Source organism: Mammaliicoccus sp. P-M59 (assembly GCF_022386135.1).
Classification (GTDB): Bacteria; Bacillota; Bacilli; order Staphylococcales; family Staphylococcaceae; genus Mammaliicoccus; species Mammaliicoccus sciuri_A.
Map to the genome: position 1 here is coordinate 126,046 of NZ_JAJNJJ010000002.1, position 22,044 is coordinate 148,089.

Annotated in this window: 19 protein-coding genes; 5 read left to right on the top strand and 14 right to left on the bottom strand. The window is 34.4% G+C overall.

Features of this window, described 5'->3' with window-relative positions; translation table 11 throughout:
- Positions 1–2: 2 nt before the first annotated feature.
- A complete protein-coding gene (locus tag LQ617_RS05665) occupies positions 3–683 on the bottom strand; it encodes a ribulose-phosphate 3-epimerase (RefSeq protein WP_239739871.1) in 681 nt (226 codons plus the stop codon).
- Positions 684–840: 157 nt separating this feature from the next.
- On the opposite strand from LQ617_RS05665, the gene LQ617_RS05670 reads away from it, so the two are divergent.
- Positions 841–1,590: a DeoR/GlpR family DNA-binding transcription regulator gene (locus tag LQ617_RS05670; protein ID WP_239739873.1), complete on the top strand. Its 750-nt coding sequence runs from the start codon at positions 841–843 to the stop codon at positions 1,588–1,590.
- Between the two features lie 87 nt (positions 1,591–1,677).
- Here the strand turns inward: LQ617_RS05670 and LQ617_RS05675 are convergent, their stop codons facing one another.
- Both LQ617_RS05675 and purB read right to left on the bottom strand, forming a co-directional pair.
- Complete coding sequence (locus LQ617_RS05675) at positions 1,678–2,949, bottom strand: SLC13 family permease (RefSeq protein WP_037590261.1); 1,272 nt, start codon at positions 2,947–2,949, stop codon at positions 1,678–1,680.
- A gap of 18 nt (positions 2,950–2,967) precedes the next feature.
- Complete coding sequence (gene purB, locus LQ617_RS05680; RefSeq protein WP_037590262.1) at positions 2,968–4,326, bottom strand: adenylosuccinate lyase; 1,359 nt, start codon at positions 4,324–4,326, stop codon at positions 2,968–2,970.
- A 181-nt stretch (positions 4,327–4,507) separates the two neighbouring features.
- On the opposite strand from purB, the gene LQ617_RS05685 reads away from it, so the two are divergent.
- Positions 4,508–5,509, top strand: coding sequence for a LacI family DNA-binding transcriptional regulator (locus tag LQ617_RS05685; RefSeq protein WP_037590263.1), 1,002 nt, complete (start codon positions 4,508–4,510; stop codon positions 5,507–5,509).
- 116 nt (positions 5,510–5,625) lie between these two features.
- Here the strand turns inward: LQ617_RS05685 and LQ617_RS05690 are convergent, their stop codons facing one another.
- Both LQ617_RS05690 and LQ617_RS05695 read right to left on the bottom strand, forming a co-directional pair.
- Positions 5,626–7,116, bottom strand: coding sequence for an MFS transporter (locus LQ617_RS05690; protein WP_239739875.1), 1,491 nt, complete (start codon positions 7,114–7,116; stop codon positions 5,626–5,628).
- A gap of 377 nt (positions 7,117–7,493) precedes the next feature.
- Complete coding sequence (locus LQ617_RS05695) at positions 7,494–8,432, bottom strand: TDT family transporter (RefSeq protein ID WP_239739876.1); 939 nt, start codon at positions 8,430–8,432, stop codon at positions 7,494–7,496.
- A 221-nt stretch (positions 8,433–8,653) separates the two neighbouring features.
- Between LQ617_RS05695 and LQ617_RS05700 the strand changes: the two genes are divergently transcribed.
- Together LQ617_RS05700 and LQ617_RS05705 are read left to right on the top strand one after the other, a co-directional pair.
- Positions 8,654–9,880, top strand: a complete 1,227-nt coding sequence (locus tag LQ617_RS05700; RefSeq protein ID WP_126477163.1) for a pyridoxal-phosphate-dependent aminotransferase family protein — start codon at positions 8,654–8,656, stop codon at positions 9,878–9,880.
- A 171-nt stretch (positions 9,881–10,051) separates the two neighbouring features.
- Complete coding sequence (locus LQ617_RS05705) at positions 10,052–10,342, top strand: hypothetical protein (protein WP_037590268.1); 291 nt, start codon at positions 10,052–10,054, stop codon at positions 10,340–10,342.
- Positions 10,343–10,406: 64 nt separating this feature from the next.
- Here the strand turns inward: LQ617_RS05705 and LQ617_RS05710 are convergent, their stop codons facing one another.
- From LQ617_RS05710 to allC, 9 genes are all read right to left on the bottom strand, one after another.
- Positions 10,407–11,621, bottom strand: coding sequence for a CynX/NimT family MFS transporter (locus tag LQ617_RS05710; RefSeq protein WP_239739877.1), 1,215 nt, complete (start codon positions 11,619–11,621; stop codon positions 10,407–10,409).
- A gap of 308 nt (positions 11,622–11,929) precedes the next feature.
- Complete coding sequence (gene arcC / locus LQ617_RS05715; protein WP_075578271.1) at positions 11,930–12,892, bottom strand: carbamate kinase; 963 nt, start codon at positions 12,890–12,892, stop codon at positions 11,930–11,932.
- A complete protein-coding gene (locus LQ617_RS16075) occupies positions 12,885–13,676 on the bottom strand; it encodes an oxamate carbamoyltransferase subunit AllH family protein (protein WP_204188493.1) in 792 nt (263 codons plus the stop codon). Before LQ617_RS16075 ends, arcC begins: the two co-directional genes overlap by 8 nt.
- Complete coding sequence (locus LQ617_RS05725) at positions 13,673–14,938, bottom strand: YlbE family protein (RefSeq protein WP_239739878.1); 1,266 nt, start codon at positions 14,936–14,938, stop codon at positions 13,673–13,675. The genes LQ617_RS16075 and LQ617_RS05725 overlap by 4 nt, the downstream gene beginning before the upstream one ends.
- Before the next feature lies 1 nt (position 14,939).
- A complete protein-coding gene (fdrA, locus tag LQ617_RS05730; RefSeq protein ID WP_239739879.1) occupies positions 14,940–16,700 on the bottom strand; it encodes an acyl-CoA synthetase FdrA in 1,761 nt (586 codons plus the stop codon).
- 15 nt (positions 16,701–16,715) lie between these two features.
- A complete protein-coding gene (allD, locus tag LQ617_RS05735) occupies positions 16,716–17,765 on the bottom strand; it encodes an ureidoglycolate dehydrogenase (RefSeq protein WP_239739880.1) in 1,050 nt (349 codons plus the stop codon).
- Between the two features lie 154 nt (positions 17,766–17,919).
- Positions 17,920–18,951 (bottom strand): ureidoglycolate dehydrogenase, encoded by a 1,032-nt coding sequence (gene allD, locus LQ617_RS05740; RefSeq protein WP_037590278.1) that lies wholly within the window; start codon positions 18,949–18,951, stop codon positions 17,920–17,922.
- 15 nt (positions 18,952–18,966) lie between these two features.
- Positions 18,967–19,755, bottom strand: a complete 789-nt coding sequence (allE, locus tag LQ617_RS05745; RefSeq protein ID WP_204258782.1) for a (S)-ureidoglycine aminohydrolase — start codon at positions 19,753–19,755, stop codon at positions 18,967–18,969.
- A gap of 42 nt (positions 19,756–19,797) precedes the next feature.
- The gene (gene allC, locus LQ617_RS05750; RefSeq protein WP_239739881.1) at positions 19,798–21,030 is read right to left on the bottom strand and encodes an allantoate deiminase; all 1,233 of its coding nucleotides are present in this window, start codon (positions 21,028–21,030) and stop codon (positions 19,798–19,800) included.
- A gap of 173 nt (positions 21,031–21,203) precedes the next feature.
- Here allC and LQ617_RS05755 point away from each other — a divergent pair, with 173 nt between their 5' ends.
- Positions 21,204–22,043 carry an alpha/beta hydrolase gene (locus tag LQ617_RS05755; RefSeq protein ID WP_239739882.1) on the top strand — a complete coding sequence of 280 codons (840 nt, stop codon included), beginning with the start codon at positions 21,204–21,206 and terminating at the stop codon, positions 22,041–22,043.
- The last annotated feature ends 1 nt before the right edge of the window (position 22,044 follow it).

Genomic DNA, 22,044 nt, shown 5'->3' on the forward strand with positions numbered 1-22,044 from the left:
CATTAAATATTCGGTAATAAACCCAAAATAGTATTTTTATTTTCACTTAATGTATGACCTTTTAAAAATAAGCTTGTACTACCTAACACCAAATTATCTGCTCCAGATGAAACCAAATTAAATATTGTTTCCATTGAGACTCTTCCATCTACTTGTATGCTGACATCTAAATCACGTTCATCTATCATTTTTTTTAAATCAGAAACTTTTCTGTTCGCATATGTTACTTGCTTTTCATTTTTGTTTGTAGCAAATCCCGGATTAATCAACATTAAACAAACCATATCAATTTGATCAATTACATATTCAAGAGATGATAAAGGAGTAGAAGGATTAAGTGCTACACCCACTTTAGAACCAGATTCTTTAATAAGTTTTATATATCTATCAATATGTTTTGAGGATTCTAGATGAAATGTAATACTTTCTGCACCAATATTAATAATTTCATTAATAAAAAATTCATTATTATCTGACATGATGTGTACATCGAAATTTAAATTCGTCTTTTTTCTTAGAGCTTTTATAGTGTCTAAGCCTAGTGGCATACTAGGACTAAACGATCCATCAATTACATCTATGTGTAGATTATTTAATCCATTTTGCTCAATTTCATTAATTGATTTTTCTAAATTAATTAAATCTCCACACATAATTGAAGGTGACAATATAATATCTTTCATTGAAAACCACTCCTTTTTTTAATATTGTAAGCGCTTGTAACAAACAAGTCAACACAAACATGCATAAATCGTCATTTATTAATCCTGTTTATGCACGTTTGTAATTTGACGATAAGAAATTTTTATGTAAAATTAAAATATAAAAGGGGGCTTTAATATGCTTAAAGAGGAACGTCAACAAAAAATTCTTGATAAACTAAACATTGAACAAAAAGTACTAGCAAGTGATTTAAGTCAAGAATTTAAAGTTTCTGAGGATACAATAAGAAGAGATTTAAAAGAATTAGCTGAACAAAAACTAATTAAACGTGTCCATAAAGGCGCCTTAAAAATAGGACCTCCAGTCACAGATTTCTTTAATAGACAATCTGTTTCCGAGAAATCCAAAAATGAAATTGCAATAAAAGCTCTGCCTTTTCTAAAGGAAAATGCTTGTATCCTTATCGATGGTAGTACTACTAACTTAGAATTAGTTAAACAAATACCATCTGATTTTAAATGTACAATTATCACGAATAGTCCTCCAATCGCAATTTCTCTTGCCCATCACCCAAATGTTGATGTAATAAATTTAGGAGGCACTTTCTATAAACAGTCAATGATCAATGTTGGTATTGAAACTTATAAAAGTTTACAAAAATTGCATGTAGATTTATATATTATGGGGATTTATAATATCGATGTAGAACATGGTACAAGTGTCCCTACAATTCAAGAAGCTGAAATAAAACAAGCAATGTCTGAGGTAGCAACCGAAGTATTAGCAATGGTAACACAAGACAAAATAGGTACTATAAGTAATCATATTGCAACTAAAACAGATGATATTTCATATCTAGTTTCAACAAAATTTTCAGATGCTACTAAGACTGCTTTTGAACAAAAGAATATTGTATTAGTTGATTAGAATTTATTTTCAACTTTAATATTAAAGAGCAATACAACTTATATAATTAAGTTAGTATTGCTCTTTTCCTAATATATATAATGATATCTAACTAAATGGCCAAACTAATGGAATGAGTACTAAACATATAATCAATTGAATGATTAAAAATGGTAGTCCACATTTTACGTAATCCATAAATTTATAATTTCCTGGGATATAAATCATCGTATTTGGTGGTGTTCCTATTGGTGTCGCATATGCTGCTGATGCACCTACTGCTACTGTCATAAGTACAGCTTTTGGATCGATGCCCATATTATTCGATATGACGAGTGCTATAGGCGCCATCAAGGCTGCTGCAGCGGTATTAGACATTACTGAAGTTAAGATTGTGGTAATACTGAAAATGATACCTACTAAAATATATGGACCACTATTAGTACTTACAAAACCTACAACATAATCAGCTATCATTTTTGCTGCTCCTGTTTTTTCTAAAGCTGTAGCCATTGGCATCATTGAAGCTACAAGAATAATAGTAGATAAATCTAGAGATTTGTATGCTTGTTTTTCTGTTAAAGTTCTTGTTACGACAAGTATCAATGCTCCAATTATCGATACTATATGTAATGGAACACCAATTTGTTCTTCAAAGACCATGAATATAATGGCACCTAACAATACTAATACAGCTATAATCTGCTTGATAGAAGTTTGATTATCTTTATTTTCTTCATTATCTGTATATTCATCGTCACCTACTATTAAACCTCTATCTGGAATGAGTTTGTATCCTATTGTTAACATATATAAAATACCTACGATTGTTAAAGGTATACCAATCCAAGCAAATTCAAAAAAACCAAACTCTTTAACACCCGCATTGTTCATAACACTTTGCACCGCTAAATTCCCATTAGTTCCAACCAGTGTGATCATGCCACCTAGTGATGTTGCATATGCTAATGGCATAAGCAACTTAGATCTTGAAAAGTTTCCTTTATCCGCAAGCATTATAACAACTGGCAATAAGACTGCTGTCGTACTTGTATTAGATAAAAATGCTGAAAGTCCAGCAGCAATAAGCATGACAACTAATAATAATTGACGCTCAGTTTTTGCATATTTCGAAATATAGTTACCCACCTTCTTAGCAACACCTGTTTCAAACAAAGCGCCACCAATCACAAACATACCTGTGATTAATATAACAACTTCATTTGTATATCCTGAGAATAGCGTCTTACTATCGATAATCCCTGTTACAAAAAGCAATATAGATGTTAAAAGAGCTGTAATCGCTATTGGTAATTTTTCAGTTATAAATAATACTATTGCTACTACTAATATAATAATTGTCAAAACTGCAGATGACATATTTGACACCTCTCATTTTTAGAATGTAATATCAGTCCATCTTTCTTGTACTTTTTTAATAAATGGTTCACTTAAACCAATATATGAATATGGTTCTAAATGTTTCGTAACTTCATCTTCTGACATATGTTGCGTAATTGTATTATTTTTCAAAGCAATATTTAATAACTTTTCATCTTTTTCAAAAGCTTCCATCGAGATATCATAAATGACATCATGTGCTTTTTGTCTACCTATATATTTACCGAGCTCTAACATTAAGTTTTCAGATACGATGAGTCCTTTTAGTAAATATAGATTTCGTTCCATTTTATCTTCATGAACAATCATGTTGGAAAGTATTTTATGCATTTTATCAACTTGACTGCTTGTATAAATGCAAATTTGTGGGATATAGCTCCATTCAGTCGTCCAGAATGTCATATCTCTTTCATGTTCTTGTACCATTGCATCAAGACCTAAAGTTGCATTTCTTTGGACCAATCTTGTAAGACCAACCACATATTCACAAATCATAGGATTACGTTTATGTGGCATTGTACTACTCCCAATTTGACCATCTACATGTCCTTCTTCAATTTCACCAATTTCAGATCTTTGTAAATTAATAATTTCGTTCGCAATTTTACCTAAAGTACTAGAAATCATCGCGACGATATTAGAGAATTCAGCAAAGCCACTTCTTTGTACATGCCATGTTACAAGTGGTTCATATAATCCTAGATTTTCACAATATTTACGACGAACATCAAAACCAATTTCACCTAATGATGCTAATGTGCCTGCAGCGCCGCCAAATGAACCTAGTAAATATCGTTTCTTGCCTTCATTTAACCTTGTTAGATGTTCACCAATTTCATCAGCCCAGATTGCGATTTTATATCCTAACGTCACGGGTAAGGCATGCTGGCCATGTGTTCTACCAGGCATTACAACATCTTTATATTTTTCAGCTAACTTTAGAAGTAATCTAAGAAAATCATGTATTTGTTTTTCTAATATGTCTTGGGCACTTTTAATTTGTAGAACTACAGCTGTGTCCATAATATCTTGAGTTGTCGCACCCCAATGAATATATCCACCCGCTTCAGGTGATAACAATTTCTCAAACTCTCTTATTTGAACAATTAAAGGATGTGTTGTATCAATAATGCCATTACTAATTACATCCATATCAAATAATGAATAATCTGCTTTTTCTTTAATTTGTTTAGAAATGCCTTCAGGTATAACTTTTAATGATTCCTCTGCTTCTGCTAATGAAACCCAAGAATCCAACCATTTTTGAAGAAGCGATTCATCAGAAAATACCTCTTTCATTTCATCCGTTGTATATAATTGACCGTATAATTTTGAATCTATAGGATTTGATGCCATAAATTTATCCCCCTTTTAATTAAAACGTTTTTCTTTTATAAGGCTTATATAACTATATTTAATAAAGAAAACGTTTTTCTTAAGTTACATATTATAATTGTAAGCGTTTTTAGTCAAGTAAATTTTAATATCTACAAAAAATCATATATAATATAATTACTAAATAAAGCTAGGTGAAATGATGGCAACTTTAAAGGAAATTTCTCAAATAGTCGGTGTTCACCCGTCCGTTATATCACGGGTGTTAAATGATGATCAGACATTAAAAATTAAAGATTCAACTAGAAAGAAAATATTGCAAACGGTTAAAGAACTCAATTATCAACCTAATAGAATGGCTAGAAATTTAAAAATGAATAAGACAAATATGTTAGGAATCGTTATACCTGACATTGGTAATCCAGTGTATTCAGACATTATTAAAGGTGCTGAATCAGAAGCAAATGCTAATGGGTATAGTTTGTTAATTTATAGTGAGCATAATAAGAAGAAAAATGAATTTTTGAAATTAATTAAAGATAATCATGTAGATGGTCTACTAATTGCATCACATGAACTTGAACACGAGATTATTTTAGAACTAGAATCATCAAAAAAACCATTCGTAATCGTTAATGGAAAACACTCTAGTTCCGATAACTATGTTGTATTAGATGATAAAGCAGCTGGAAAATTAGCCACAGAACATCTTATTGAACTTGGGCATAAACATATCACTCATATATCTGGTCCTATTTATGCTGATAGTGCAATTCAGCGATTGCAAGGATATCGAGAAGCACTGCATCAAAACAATTATGACTTCAAATCTGCAAATGTAATTGAGAGTCAATATACAATTGATTCAGGTTATGAAGCAATGAAAGAAATCATTAAAAATCATACTTTGCCAACAGCAATTTTTGCAGCAAATATACTTATCGCACTTGGTGCATTAAAGGCAATGAAAGAACATGAAATAAAAGTACCTGACGATATTTCAATAATTGGATTACACGATACTTACTTTACATCAATACTCTCACCAAGCCTAACAACTATCCAAATGCCATTATTTGAATTAGGCGTAAACTCAGTTAAAAGTATTCTCCAAAACATCGAAGATAAACAAGCATCACCAGGTAAAATAATCCATGGCGCATCATTAATTAAGCGTGAAAGTACAGCAGAATTTAAAATTTAATTATATTAGTAAAGTCATATGATAAATTAACCAAATTATCTCTGCACGTAATTCCACTTCAACACTTAAAAAAGACTACTTATCCCTCTATTTTCTGAGAAATAAGTAGTCTTTTTTTATGTTATTTTCTTACCTGTTTCTACTAATATTCTCCACAATAATAGGATAATTGCAACGATGATTGTGATTGTTATGATTAGGATTAATGAATATGCATGATCAAATGCATTTGTACCCAATTCTAGTAATTTACTTTTTAAAAGACCATTTGAATTTTCTGCTACTATCATCGTTTCTTCAAAACTACCTTTTGCTTTTGCTGGTATTTCTGCTATCGACATTGAGCGTTCCATTAAGTAAGTATAAGTAAATGAAAATACGCCACCAAGTGCGGCTATTCCTATTGAGCCTCCGAGTTCATATGACACTTCTTCTACTGAAGCTGCCATACCTGCTTTATCATCATCAACGTTTGTCATGATTGCATTTGATGCTACAGTCATTGCTCCGCCTAACCCTAATCCTGCAATGCTAAGGAACAGTATTTGAATCCATAAATCATTGTGTAGAAATGCTGTGAATCCTACAATACCGATTAATGAAATGATTAAATTATAAATGAGTATTTCGATGCTATCAAATCGTGTTAAGATACTTCCCTGTACAATTGCTCCTATAAAAGCAGCTGCTGCCATCGACATTAAGACTAATCCTGCTTTTAAAGGTGTTAGATTTAAAATTAACTGTAATCTTTGAGATAAAATCATTTCAAAGCCAATTAATATAGATGCTGATGTAAATGCAGCTATCACACCTGATAAAAAGTATTTATTTTTAAATATATCTAAACTAATTAAAGGATTTAATAGACGTTTTTGTCGACTAATAAATAATTTCAACGACCATAATCCAATCACTAATGTCAGTATAATCAGTACAATTGAAGGATTTTCTTTTGTGACTTCTTTTATAGCGTAGACAGTACCTATAAGCCCTATCATAATCAGAATTGAACTTGTGATGTCCCATTTTTTATCTTTGTTTCCTTTAATATTAGGAATTTGTATAAAAGCAACGACAATCACAAGTATCGTAATAGGAACATTAATTAAGAATACTGATCCCCACCAAAATTTAGTTAATAATAAACCACCTATTAAAGGTCCTAAACCAGCACCTGCTGATGCAATAGAAGACCAGATACCTAGCGCAAGTGCTCTATCTTTTTTGTCATCAAAGACTTGTTTAATAATAGCAAGCGTTGACGGCATCATTGTTGCTGCACCAATAGCTAATATAACTCTAGCCATAATTAAAGTGCCAGACGTTGGAGAAAAAGCCGCGACAACTGATGCTAAAGTAAAGATTACTAAACCAGATAAAAACATATTCTTATGCCCTACTTTATCACCCAACGTACCTAAACCAGGTAAAAGACCTGCAACAACTAGCGGATATGCATTTACAATCCATAATTTTTGAAACGCAGTCGCTTCTAATTCATACGTTATCGTAGGTAAAGCAGTATATAAAACTGTCATATCTATAACAATCAAAAATAACGCACTAGAAACCAATATTAACGAGAACCATTTATTAAATTTCATGATAAATCCTCCTTACTCAAATAATGGTAAGGTGTATAGTTACTATATAGTCAAACATAAACTTTTTAACTGGATATTTAAAGATTTTGCGAGCGAATTATCGGTACAGAAATGCTAAATATGGACCGATAATCTTTTTTATCGGTACAAAAACGCAAAATATGGACCGGTAAATTTTTTTATCGGTACAGAAACGCTAAATGAGTCTGGGACATAATGTATTGTCTCAGACTTTTCTAATATCTTGGCAGTAGATGCCTGAATTGAAAATGCGCTTGTACCAAGCTTTTTTTCAACTCTAGTCATCCTTGCCGGGGCGGGACTACGAAATCTTTTTTATACAAATTAGATTTCTGTCCCGCTCCCATTTCTACATCCTAACTATATTCGACGTCTTTTGTTACTAGGAATACGACATATTGATATAACACATAGCATACGATGATTGCTGCCCATGTGATTTCAATTACAGAAAATATTGTTCCGAATGTAATGATGCTACTACTTGCGTGACTGTGTTGAGTGACATTATAAAGTGATGCGGCTGTTGTTACCCATGGGAATGTCATTGCTGAAAAGGATACTTTGAAACCTCTTTGTAGTATTTTCGGTAAGAATATTAATGTAAATACAAACAACACTTGGGAAAGTATTAATAAGACGATGATATATACATTTGAATAACTTGTATTGTTTAAGATATAACCATTTAAACAAAGTGCTGCTGGTGCACTCATAATAATCACCATCGGAAATTGTTCTTGGTTATATGTTTGCCATGACTTGCTGATTAGTACATACGCTAAAATCAACACTAGGCATACTGTTCCAAAGATTGTCGATACATGTCCGAGTGTTTCATTAAATGCCGATGATGTTTCACTTATAACCCCTGTTCCGACAAACATCACAAACCAACTTGTATTTGGCCATGATTTAAAATTTCTAAATGCATAGCGACTTATAAAAATAATAATCAAACTTATATGTAATAAAATGGCTACATACCATAGCACGTTTAACAACTGAGATTGTACGGCAAATTCCTGTTTTATAATGGATGCAAATATCATGAAAGTCATAGGAAATGTTGGTGATATCGCAAATGTATGGATATTTTTAAGTTCTTTCAGAAACATACTAGGATAAATGATCCATTTCATGATAAATAATAACATTATTGCACAGGAAATAATAAAGCTACATAGGCCGAGCGTCTTAAAATTAATATGATAAAATACATTACTCAATGCCATGATGCCCAATGCCAATCCGCTTATTGCGATTGGCGTTCTTTTTAAAGCTATTTTTAACATTTTCAAAAGCCCTTCTATCTATGTAATATTCGTCCATTAATCATACCATTGTTTTTGATTTAATTTAATATTGTCTTACAAGTGTATACTAAATACGTGGCGTTTTTTTGTAATATTCTGACAAAAAGTAATAAAATAATCAGCATTTTTGACGAATAATTGTATGAAAATCTAAGATATAATGTATAATGACAAAATTTATAGAAAAAGAGGTTAGCAATGTGGATACTTTAAAAGTGAACAAACGATTAATTATGACACCTGGACCTGTAAGTGTAGATCCACGTGTTTCTCAAGCAATGTCGAATTCTATACTCGGTCAATTCGATTATGAATTTGTTAATATCATGAATGAAACAATGTCATTAATTCGTCAGTCATTCTTAACAGAAAATAAATGGGCTTTTCCAATTGATGGAACTAGCCGTGCTGGCTTAGAAGCCGTTATATCAAATATCGTGAAACCTGGTGATGAAGTACTCGTACCTGTAATTGGTCGATTTGGTTATTTATTTACTGAACTCGTAACACGTGCAGGAGGTATCGTCCACAATATACATAAACCGATGGGCGAAGTGTTTGATCAAGCAGAAATTATTGAAGCTTTAGATGAATATAAACCTAAAGTACTTGCGATTGTACATGGTGAAACATCAACAGGAAGATTGCAGCCTATCGATCAATTAGGACGTGCTTGTAAAGAAAGAGGCATCTTTTCAGTAGTAGATGCGGTCGCAACTTATCAAGGTATGGTTATTCCTGTAGATGAATGGGAACTAGACGCAGTCGTTGGTGGCGCTCAAAAATGTCTATCTATTCCTTCAGGTATTACACCGATTACATTTAACGAGCGTTTCAGTGAAGAAATTAATAAACGCAAACGTGTAGAATTAGGGATTCGCTCTAATGAATCTACCGAAAAAGAACATTTCATTAGCAGTAACTATTTAGATTTAACACAGTTACAAGACTACTGGAGCCCTAAACGCCTCAATCATCACACAGAATCTACAACATCTGTTTATGCATTATATACAGGATTAAAATTAGCACTATCAGAAGGCATCGAAGCACGTGCCAAAAGACATAGCTATCACCAAGAAGCTTTAAAAACAGCTTTAAAAGCACTTGGATTAGAAATTTACGGTGACGAATCTAACGAGATGAAAATGGTCATTTGCGTTAAAATTCCAGAAGGCATCGATGATAATGCCTTTAGAAATGGCTTATTACAAAATTACGGTGTAGAAATTGCCGGATCTTTTGGAGATTTACAAGGACAAATATGGAGAATTGGTATTATGGGTTACGGCGTTCAAAAACAAAACATTCTAACATTCTTATCAATATTCTCAACATATTTAGTATCACATGACAGCCAGCAACACCTTAATGTCGCAGAGTCTATCAAGACATTATTAGACTATTATGAACAAAATGAAATCTAGTCACACCAAGTTGAAGTAAAATAAAACACTTTCGTATTAATTCATGATAGATGAATTGGACGAAAGTGTTTTTTAGATTCTATTAATTATTTATAAATCTCATTACATAAGTTGATTTTAGCTAATAATTACCATATTATATAAAAAATTACATTTTTAAGGGTGATGGCTATGATTACAACAAAATGCTCATTAAAAGTTTTTAATTTTAGACATGTTCATAAACCTGGTACATTGAAATTAGACAAACAGTCGAAAAAATTAATTTTCAAAGAAGATGGTATAGGCACAGAGTTTTCTTATACTTTGGACATTGTAAACATTAAAGAAAAAGAATTTAAAAAAGGTATTTTAAAAGAACATATCAAAATCTTTTATGATAATGAGTGGTATAACTTCACAAACTTTACTGATGAAAATTATAGAATCATCAATAAAGAATTAGATTTATTATTAGCTTAGTACTAAAATAAATTCAATACAAAAAGTCTGAGACAGTAACTTTGTCTCAGACTTTTTTGTATTTTTATATCGTTTCATCTTCTACGACTCTATTTTTAGATGCTGGATAGCCTACTATAAAGAACAGAATAGACATAACGATTAAGGCGATGATGCCTGATATCCAACTGTCTGTCACATCGTGTAAATAACCGATAAAGAATGGTCCGATGGCAGCTATTAAATACCCGATAGATTGCCCGAATCCTGATAATGCGATACTTCCGTCACTTGTACGTGCACGTATAGAGAAGAATGTCATACATAAGCTAAAGCATGCACCCATACCTAAACCTGCAATAATAATACCGATTACGAGTAATACTAATGATTGCGTAAAGAATAACCCAAATCCAACTAAGAATAGCATTGTGATGATCACAACTAATATACGTTGGTCTTTTAATTTAGACGCAATAATCGGGAATGTAAATGTCATTGGCACTTGTGAAAATTGGTTAAGCATGAGTAAATAACCTGCAGTTGATGGGTCTAGACCTCTATCTACTAATATAGAAGGCACCCAAGCAACAACTGTATAGAATACCATTGATTGGAATCCCATTGTTAAGGCTACTAACCATGCTAATTTAGACTTCGTAATGTTCAATTTTGTATGTTGATTCTGTGCTTCTGATAGTTTATCTTGACGTTCTAGTTTAGCGCCTTTACTTGCTTTTGGAATCCACAAAATCAAAGCGATAATTCCTAGTACAATCCAAAAAGCAAGGGACAGTCTGAATCCTAATGGAGATTGTGACATTGGGAAACTTAATCCCCCACCTAATCCAGCAGTAAAGTTCATTGTCCCACTATAAATACCTGTTGCTAATCCAATTTGTAATGGAAAATACCATTTCACATAACTCGGTAATACAACATTACCAAATGCGATTGCAATACCTAGTAGAACTGTACCAATAATAAATAAATTAAAACCACCAGCAACACGTATGTACAAAGCAATAATTACTAATATCGTTGATAGTACAATTGTATTAGACATCGTCAAACGTTTAGTTACTTTAGATACTAATGGCGAAACGACTGCAAATATAATGAGTGGTATTGTTGTTAAAAAACCAGCAAGGCTGTTATTAATTTGCATAACATCTTTAATTTCATTAACTACCGGACCTACTGATGTTAGTGGTGCACGTAGCGTAGATGCGATAAATACAATCGCAATTATGATACCCCAATTTCTTTGAATTCTATGTGTATTATAGGGTTCAATCATCTTATACCACCTTATTTCTAAAAATTTTCTTATAAAACATCAACGCAACATTAGTATAGTTCATTCATATTGAAGTGTATATAATATGAGAGTCTGGAACAACACTTTGTCCCAGACTTTTTTAATAGTATATCAGAGATATGATTGAGTGCAATGCTGCTAAATTGAGCGACTTGATCGTTAGCCATAGGGGGATGGGTTTATTTTCGGTTTATAAAGTTTAGTATGTCGGCTAACGATCTTGTTTCACTTTCTTGAGCGTTAGAATTTCTAACAACCTTCTTTTACACTCAATCAAACCCTTCATATTAACAAGAAACTGGTTTTGCTGAAGGATCTAATAAAATTCGTGTACCTGCTTTTCCTTCTAATGCATCAATTGCATCATCTAATGAACAAATAATAGCTTCTTTACCTGATTCTGCAAATTGAATTGCCGCTTCTATCTTAGGTAACATACTTCCTGCTGGAAATTGATCTTCTGCTACGTATTGTTTCGCTTCTTCAACTGAAATGGTTTTAAGCTTTTCTTCGTTTTCTTTACCGAAGTTCACGCACACATTTGGTACGTCTGTTAACATCATGAATGTATCTGCTTCAACTTGTTGAGCTAGTTTCAAACCAGAACGGTCTTTATCGATAACAGCTTCTACACCTTTAATATCACCGTGTTCATCACGGTAAACAGGTATGCCACCGCCACCTGAAGAAATCACAATCGCTTGATTAATTAATTTCTTAATTTGGTTTACACCATGAATAACAAGTGGTTCTGGAGAAGGTACAACACGACGGTATCCTCTACCAGCATCTTCTACCATGACAAAGCCATGTTCTTTTTCTAATCTTTTAGCTTCTTCTTCACTGAAAAATACACCAATTGGTTTAGTTGGATTATTAAACGCTTGGTCATCTTTGTCTACTTCAACCATTGTTAATAATGTTAATACATCACTGCTAATACCTAAATCGTTTAAATGATTTTTAATAGCTTCTTCCATCATATAGCCGATAAATCCTTGAGATTCTGCACTACATGCGTTAATTGGAAGTGGGTTCACAATATCTTTCGCCGCTTCGTTTTGAGCGATAATATTCCCGACTTGTGGCCCGTTACCATGTGTAATCACAATGTTATGTCCTTGTTTCTTCAATTCTGCCATTTTACGTGTAGCAGACATCACGTTGTTATATTGATTATCGTATGACGCTTCTTGATTAGGTTGTAATATCGCATTACCACCTAGTGCAAGTACAACTCGCTTACCCATACGTCTCACTCCTTAATGTTAATGCTACATACATGCCATATAACGTGTCTCTTCCAGATGAAGAACCTACTTTTAAAAGTTGGTCTAGACGCGCGATTGATGGATCATGTTGTAGGTTAGAAATTTTTGAACTAAATTGACCTTGCAAAGCACATTTTAAAAATGTTTCGCCTACAAGTGTGGTTAGAGATGATTGCAGCAATATGTTTAATCGTTCTAAATGATTATTGTTAATAAAAGGATGGATAAAATGAATAAATAAAATACCTGTCAGCATATCATCTCCGGATGGTGTTAAACCTTGTCCTCTACCAATCAGATATCGGTATTGTTCCTCAACTTGTTCATCATTTCCAAATTCTAATGCGTTTAATACGTGTTGCATCTTCTCTTTGTTAAAATCGCCTTGCTCATACATGGCAAAGTCATAAGATGCGATATTTTCTTTAAGCTTTTGTATATCCGTCTGTTCCGAAAAGTCAGATGCCTTTAAAGTTGGAACATGCCAAACGAGTTGGCATGCCTTACTTATTTGAATAGCAGTAGGACCCACTACAATGTGTTGATTTAATTCGATTTCGTTAAATAAACTTTGCTTTGTTTGTGAATCGACTACTATACCAAAAGGAAATGTTCCATTTTCATCTGTACCTATAAAGATAAGGTCATTCGATTCATTGACGATATTGAAACCTTTATTAAATATGCTATGCACATAAAATTGTTTATGTTGTTCTAAGTGTTTCTTAGCATCCTGTCCTATTGCAGTTGCTTGAAGAATCACGCGTTAAATCCTAACTTTTCAGCATACGCTGTGATTGCTTTTTCGAAACATTCGATTGGTGGATGTACTGTACCTGCACCAATTTGTCCGTAACCAGCAATCTTATGCGCAATACCTGTATTGATTACAGGTGTAATGCCTGTTTCTACAACTTTACGTGCATCGATACCTAAACAAGCGCCTTTAAAGTTCCATGTTGGGATCGCAAAGTTAGGGTTCTCACCAATACAAATTTCAGTCATTTCATTACTAATTTGTAATGCATCATCAAATCCACCAGTACCAACAAATCTTGTAACAGCTGGTGCTGCGATCATTGCCATACCACCAACACCGATTGTTTCAGTAATCGCTGAGTCACCGATATCTGTATTCGCATCATCTGCTGAGTAACCTGTGAAATATAAACCTTGAGGTGTGTTAACAGGTGCTGTGAACCATTCGTCACCCATACCTGCAATACGTACACCGAAGTTCTCACCGTTACGACACATTGCTGTTACAACTGTACCGTGTTCGATTTGACGAGCAGCGTCCATCATCGCTTTACCTGTAGCCATCGCGATGTTTAAGAAGAATTGATCTGTATCAGCTAAGAATTGTAATACTTCCGTACGTTTCTCAGGTTCTACATCTTCTAATGACGCAATGATAGGTGTCACTTCTTTTAAGAATGCTAATGATGCTGCAATGTTACGTTGGTGGAATTCATCACCCATTGCAATTGCTTTAGCGATTAATACGTTAACGTTTAAGCCATCATCCATTTTTTGAAGAGCTTTACTTAATACTGGACCTAATACATCTTTCATCCAGTGTAGACGGTTTACAACTGTTTCGTTGTAAGCACCGAAACGTAATACAGCACCGATACCTTCGTTCATTTGACAGTATGCTTCATTACCTGATTCTCTATTTTCAACAACAAGTACAGGCATGTTAGCTGATGTGATACCACCCATTGGTCCAACCGCGTTAACGTGATGACAAGGAATGAACGTAATTTGTACTTCTTCTAACAACTTACGTGCCGCTTCTTCGTTCTCAGCCCATCCTTCAAATAAAATTGCACCAACACATGAACCTTGCATAGGGTCTGTCATGTTTTCATATTTGATTGGTGGTCCAGCATGTAGTAATACATGTTCTTTAAGTTCTGGAATTTTAGATTTAGCAGGCACCACATCTACTAAAAATGGTGCTGCTGCGATCATCTTATCAATGACTGCTTGGTTAGCTTCATCTATTGTTTTATAAGCCATTTTATACTGTCTCTCCTTCGTAATTGTTTAAGAATTGAAGTACTTTCATTAATTTCTCGTCGCCACCTGCGATTGGTTGCCAGTTAAACTGAACAACTTGTGCATCATTAGCTTGGATAGCTTCAGTGAAACTCTTCAATCCGATATTAATCACACTTGGTTTCATATTAATTAAGTTCAAGATTTTTTCATCAACTGTTAAGTCAACAGATTCTGCTTCGAATGATTTTGTTTCTAATTGTGGTTGTTCAACATCTTTACCTAGTAAATGAAGTGCTGTCGTCACCATTTGATTGTTTGTTTCACATACGATTGCGCCAGCTTCTTTTAAGATATTGACTTGTTTGTCGTAACCTTGGTGATCATGCTCAGTACCTACAACTGTAGCAAGAACTGCTAAACTGCGACCTTCTGATTGTGCTTTATCTAATACTTTTTGAATCGTTGGTGCAAGTTCACTTGCCATGTCATCATGACTTCCGTATCCGATTACGTTATCTAACATAATAATAGCTGTTGATGGATCGTCTGCAGATTGTTCTAACATTTCGATACGTTTAGATGGGTCAATCATAGGGTGAGGTCTACCTTGTGTATAAATATCATCACCTAAGTCGATAATTTCGTGGTGACCACCTTTATATGAAAAGCCTTCTGGTGTTTCTGCATCTGAATTGTCGCCTAAAGTATCTTTCAATAACATTGCCGCTTCAGAAGCTAACGTACCACCTGAGTAATAACCTTTAACGCCATCTTGGTTATCAGCAAATTTGATATTAATATCTGATTGAATTGCTGTACTAAATTGAGGTGTTTCTCCGTTTGAAAGTTGAACAGATACGCGTGCCGCTTCTTCTAATGTATAAGCGTGGTAAATGTTTGTTTCTGTATATTCAGGTTTAGACCCTAAGAATAACGTTACGATTGGTTTTTCGATATTACGTAATAAATTCAATACTTTTTCTTCTACTTCTTTAGCTGGTGGCTTAGAAATAACTGTAATGACTTTCACTTTAGGATCCGCATTAAGTGCTTTAATACTGTCTAACATCGTAATCGCGCCTACTTCTGTAGATAAGTCACGTCCACCTGTACCGATAGCATTTGTAACACCTTTACCTTCACGGTCAATGATTGTTGTTACTTCTTGAATACCTGTACCTGAAGCACCTACAACACCGATGTCACCTTCATTAACAGTGTTTGTAAATGCAAGTGGTAAACTGTGAATAATACCTGTACCACAGTCAGGACCCATCACGAGTAAACCTTTGTCATGTGCCATTTCTTTTAAACGTACTTCGTCTTCTTTTGCGACGTTGTCGCTGAACATAAATACATTTAAGTTATTTTTCAATGCTGTTTCAGCTTCCATCGCTGCATATTGCCCAGGAATTGAAATTAATGCTAAGTTAGGATTGTTTGCTAATTCTAATGCACGGTTCCAATTTGAAGCTTCGTTTTGTTTTTGAGATTGGTCTTCGCTTTCACCTTTCCCTTTCAATTCTGCTTCAACTTCTTGGTTTACTTCTTCAACTTTTTCTTCATTTTCTGTATCAACAACGATAATAATATCGTTTGGTTTCGCTGCTTCTAGTTCATCCGTACCTAATCCTGAAGATTTAAAAATATCTTTATTGGCAGGTGTTCCCATCATAATGGATACTTGGTTAATACCATCAATAGCAGATAATTTATTCGATAATAACATTAATACAATCGAATCTTGGTAAGTGTTTTCTTTAATAATTGTGTGTAACATACTATTCCTCCGTTATTATTCTGCAAATCTATTTTTTCCGTGATAACGATCAAAGTGCACATCGTCTGAAACTAAGTAGTTGTATATATCATCAACAATTTCAATGCCTTCTTCGTCGTATTTTTCACTACGTAATCGGCCACGTTCACCAGGATAGAAAATTTCTCCATATCCTTGTGCTGCTGGTTGTGCTTTTAATTCATCGAGCATTGTTGAAATGTTTGTTTTGAATTGCTCTAAGTCTGTGAAGAATGCTGGATTAATCACGACATGTAATTGGCCTAAGTCACGGCCTTTCGTTAAATCTTTATACATAGATGAAACATGTACACCATGTGGTACGCCTAGTAAACTACCTGATAGAATATCAACCATCATCATAAGGCCATATCCTTTAGGTCCTGCAACTGGTACAAGTGCATGAACATCTCTAGCATTTGTCGTTGGTTCACCATTCGCATCAACTGCCCATGTATCTGGGATGGATTGATTTTTCGCTCTTGCATCTAGCACTTTACCCCATGCTTGAACGGTCGTTGCCATATCAAAAGTAATGATGCGATCATCGTTTGAAGGTGCACTAAATGCAATTGGATTTGTTCCGAAATATGGTTCAGTACCGCCGAATGGCACAACCATTGGATCTGATTGGCACATACTTAAACCGACCATATTCTCTTTAGCTGCCATTTCTACAAAGTAACCTAACGCACCGCTATGTGAAATGTGCTTAACACCAACAACGGCAACGCCATTTTCTTTAGCCATCTCGATTGCTTTTTCCATCGCTTGTTTAGCTGCTTGATGACCAGGGCCATTATCTCCTTCAAATACAGCTGTTGATGATCCCGTTTGTTCGAATTGATAATTCGGATTGGCTGTTATACCACCTTTAGCAATTCGCTCAGCATAATACTCTACTCGAACTGCACCATGTGAATGAATACCTCTATGATCCGCAAATGTTAATACGTCTGCTACATCTTCTGCAGCACCTTCGTTTAAGCCCGCTTTAACTAATTTATTCTTCATTAAATCAAATAAATCTTTCTTTGAAACACGCATATCTTAACCTCCTTATTACTCGAATAGTGTAATTTATATACATAAAATCATGATTTTAGCCGTAAAAAAAGAAGGTACTCAAGACGTACGATATTAAATGTCGACAGTCGTCATTCATAACATTCAATTGTCTCTTTCACTTCTTCTCAGCTATTTAATAAATGTCATCAGATATTAAATACTCATAAATACTTTCGGCAATCGGTATGCCACTTTCTTTGTAGCGTTTTTTAACGTCTTCTTGAATTTCACCTGGGTAATAAACTTGATCAAAGCCTTTAGCCGGTTTAATATCATGAAGTTCATCAACCATTTCAGAAACGTGTGTTAAAAATTGTTCTTCATCACCAAAATATGCTGGATTAATGACGATATGAAATTGTCCTAATCTACGATACTGACTTAAATCTTCATACATTGATGTAACATGTTTTCCGAAAGGTAAACCTAACAAGCTACCTGCTAGAATATCGACCATCATCATCAATCCATAACCTTTAGGACCAGCGACTGGTAATAGCGCAGCGACTTCAAATGGATCTGTCGTTGGCTCACCTTGTTTGTCTACTGCCCAAGTGTCTGGAATGGATTTGTTTTTAGAACGTGCATCTAAGATTTTTCCCCAAGCTTGCACGGTTGTCGCCATATCAAATAATATCGGTTCACCATTTTTACGTGGTGCTGCAAAAGCAATTGGATTTGTACCGAAGTATGGTTCTGTACCACCAAATGGTACAACCATTGGATCTGACTGACATACTGTTAAAGCGACCATACCTTCTTTTGCCGCTTGTTCAGCAAAGTAACCAATCGCACCACTGTGGCCCATTTCTTTAATGCCGACCATACCGATACCACTTTCTTTAGCTAACTTGATCGCTTCTTCCATTGCTTCATATGCAACATAGTGACCAACTGCATTATCTCCAAAATAAGTACCTGATGATGGACCTGTCTTTGTGAATGTTAATGCTGGATTCAAATTGTATCCTTTTTTTGCAATACGTTCTGCGTAATATTGTGTACGCACAGAACCGTGTGAATGAATACCGCGCTCATCTGCAAATATCATCAAATCTGCTGTCTTATCAGCATGTTGTTCAGATAAACCTGCATTTGTCAGTTTGTCTTTAAATAACTGGCGCAGCTTTCCACGTTCTACGTATACTAATCCTTCTTCTGCCATTCTTAACAACCTTCCTTAAATTTCGATATCTCTATTTGCATCTTTAGAGTAAATATAAGCGAATGGTTCGTCTAAGCCTACAGCGTAAGTTGCTTGTGGTGCATAAGCGCCCATAAAGATGTAATCACCTTTATCAACTGGTTGCCATTCGTTATCTAAGTTGTACATACCGCGACCACTTAATACATAAGCACCGTGTTCTTGAACGTGTGTTTCAATATATCCGTGTGAAGCACCTGGTTTAAATGACAAGATATGAATGTTCATGTCGTAAGCTAATTCTTTAGGTAATAAATCAAGAATTGTAACTTCTTCCATACCTTCATAAGGTTCTTGAGCCATGTCATTCACATTTCCAGTTACAACTTCAGGTGTGAATCCTTCTAAAGGTTGGTAACGTTTTTTGTATAAAAATACGCGGCTATCATTATTTTGATTGCTGTTTTCAAAAGTCATAACTTGGTGACTTGGTACATATAAGTATCCACCAGCTGATAATTCATATTTTTTGTCATCTGCATATGCGTTGATTTTACCGTATTCAACGTAAATAAATGTTTGAACGCCGTCTCCACCAAAGCCTTGTCTATTTCCACCTTGATTTTTTAATGTTACTAAGTAGTCTACAAAGCGAGCACCTAGTCTTGGTGAACCTAAAATTGTAACGTCGCAATCTTCGAAACCTGGTACAACGTTGTTTACTAAACCATCTGGTGTAATAACTGCATAGTTGTCTTTCTTAATAACTGAACGTGTTTCTAATAGTCCTTCTCTATAACCTTGATTATGATTAATGTAACCCATGATCAATACTCCTTTTCTCTATCTCTATTTTTTAAAATTTATTTATTCTTGATAAGCAAGTTCATATAAGACTTGTTTCAATACTTCGATACCTTTTACTAAATCTTCAACATTTGTTTCTTCTTCAACGTTGTGACTCACACCATTTATAGATGGCACAAACAACATAGAAGTTGGTACATATTGTGCGAAGATTTGTGAATCGTGACCTGCACCTGAAGACATCAGTTTCCAATCTGATTCACCCACGACTGTTTCAGCAGCACGTTCGATTGTCTTAACTAAATCTTCATTCATTAATGTTGGTGCTTCGTCCATCCATAAATCAATATCGTGTTCAACGCCTTCTTCTTCAGATACGCGTTTAATACATGCATCAATTTCTTCAGCGAATTGATTTAATGCATCTTGGTCAATGTGACGACAATCGATTGAGAATGTCACTTCACCTGGCACAACATTTACGGTATTTGGTACTGGGTCGACGCGACCAAATGTTAATACTAATGGATCTCCTAATTCTCTTGCACGTTCTGTCAATTGTGTCGCGATTTTACTAAATGCGATGACAGCATCTTTTCTTAAGCCCATTGGTGTCGTACCTGCATGGTTTGCTTCACCATTTAAATTAACTGTATAACGTTTTTGTCCAACGATACCGTTAACGACACCAATTGATTTTTGTTCTGTTTCTAACACTTTTCCTTGTTCAATATGAACTTCGATAAATGCTTTAATACGACTGTAGTCATTGTCTTCAGTACGATAATCAAATCCTACTTCACGCATTGCATCTTTAAATTGAACACCTTCAGCATCAGCAATTGTATCTACATCGTCTTTACCTGCTAAGTTGAAGAAGTTCTTACTACCCCAGAATGCAAATGGGAAGCGACTGCCTTCTTCTTCTGCTAAAGCTAAAATTTCTAAAGAACGTAATGGATGTCCGTATTCTGCTTTCAATGATTGCATCGCTACAAGTGCTGCTAATACACCGAATTGACCATCTAAATGGCCACCTTCAACAACTGTATCAATATGAGAACCAGACATAATCGTTTCTTCTGGGTATTTACTACCTTCTATACGACCTCTTAAGTTACCAATGTCATCGAATTGTGCTTCAAATCCTTCTTTATCTAATGTTTCTTTTAATGCGCGAACAGCGTCTGACCATTCTTTTGAATAAAGTAAGCGTGTAATACCGCCACCTGTCAAACCTCCAAATGAAGTAAACTGTTTATCTAGCGCTTCGAAAGAAGAACGGATGTCCATATAATTCATCTCCTTTTCATGTCACTTACTATTATAAGCGGTTACATTTTTGTTATCATTCACAAAACATACAATAATTAGCTTAACTTTTATATGTTTTATACAAATACGACCTAAATTTAATTTGAGATACTATGATTAGGAAAATATATCTTCTAGGAGGCTGAGTTGTTTTGACTCAAAATCATTCAATGTGTTTATCAAATGATGGTTTTCAATTACCTTATACCATCATCGAATCTAAAAATGAAAATCCTCAAGGGGTTATCATATACTTTCATGGTGGCGGATTAATTTTTGGTCAACGTGATGACTTACCACAAGCATATATAGATATTTTGACAGAGTCCTACCATCTTGTACTCGTTTCTTATCGATTGGCACCGGAAAGTCCGATTGATACGATTATCTCAGATGCATTAGCTCAATATGATGAAATCAGTGCCTTATATGAGGCATTACCAATCTATACGTTTGGTCGTTCAGCGGGTGGATTCTTAAGTTTAATGGTTGCTCGTTATCGTGAAGTTGCAGGCATTCTTGATTTTTATGGCTATTCACGTGTTCATGTTCCTGCATTTTTAAGACCGAACGCACAATACCAAGCTTTATCAACTCAAATTACACCAGCGATATTAAATCAACTTATACAACCTAATCCATTAACTTTTGGCTCATTACAAACGAGATATCCGATTTATTTATATGTACGTGGCCAAGCGAAATGGTTATCTTATTTAGCTATTCAATCTTCTACAGCAAGTGCGTATAATATTTCGCCTAAAGAATTGAAACAATTTCCACCGACTTTTATTGTACATTGCAAAGGCGACCCAGATGTTCCGTATAGTGAAAGTGAACATATTCACCGACAAATAGAGCATAGTCATTTAGAGACGCTCGACTTAGACCAACATGATTTTGATCGCGAAGTAACACCAACAAGTATTTCACTGTATAAACAAGCCGTACAATTTTTAAGTCAATCATCAAACTTAGTTCAAGGGGGATAAA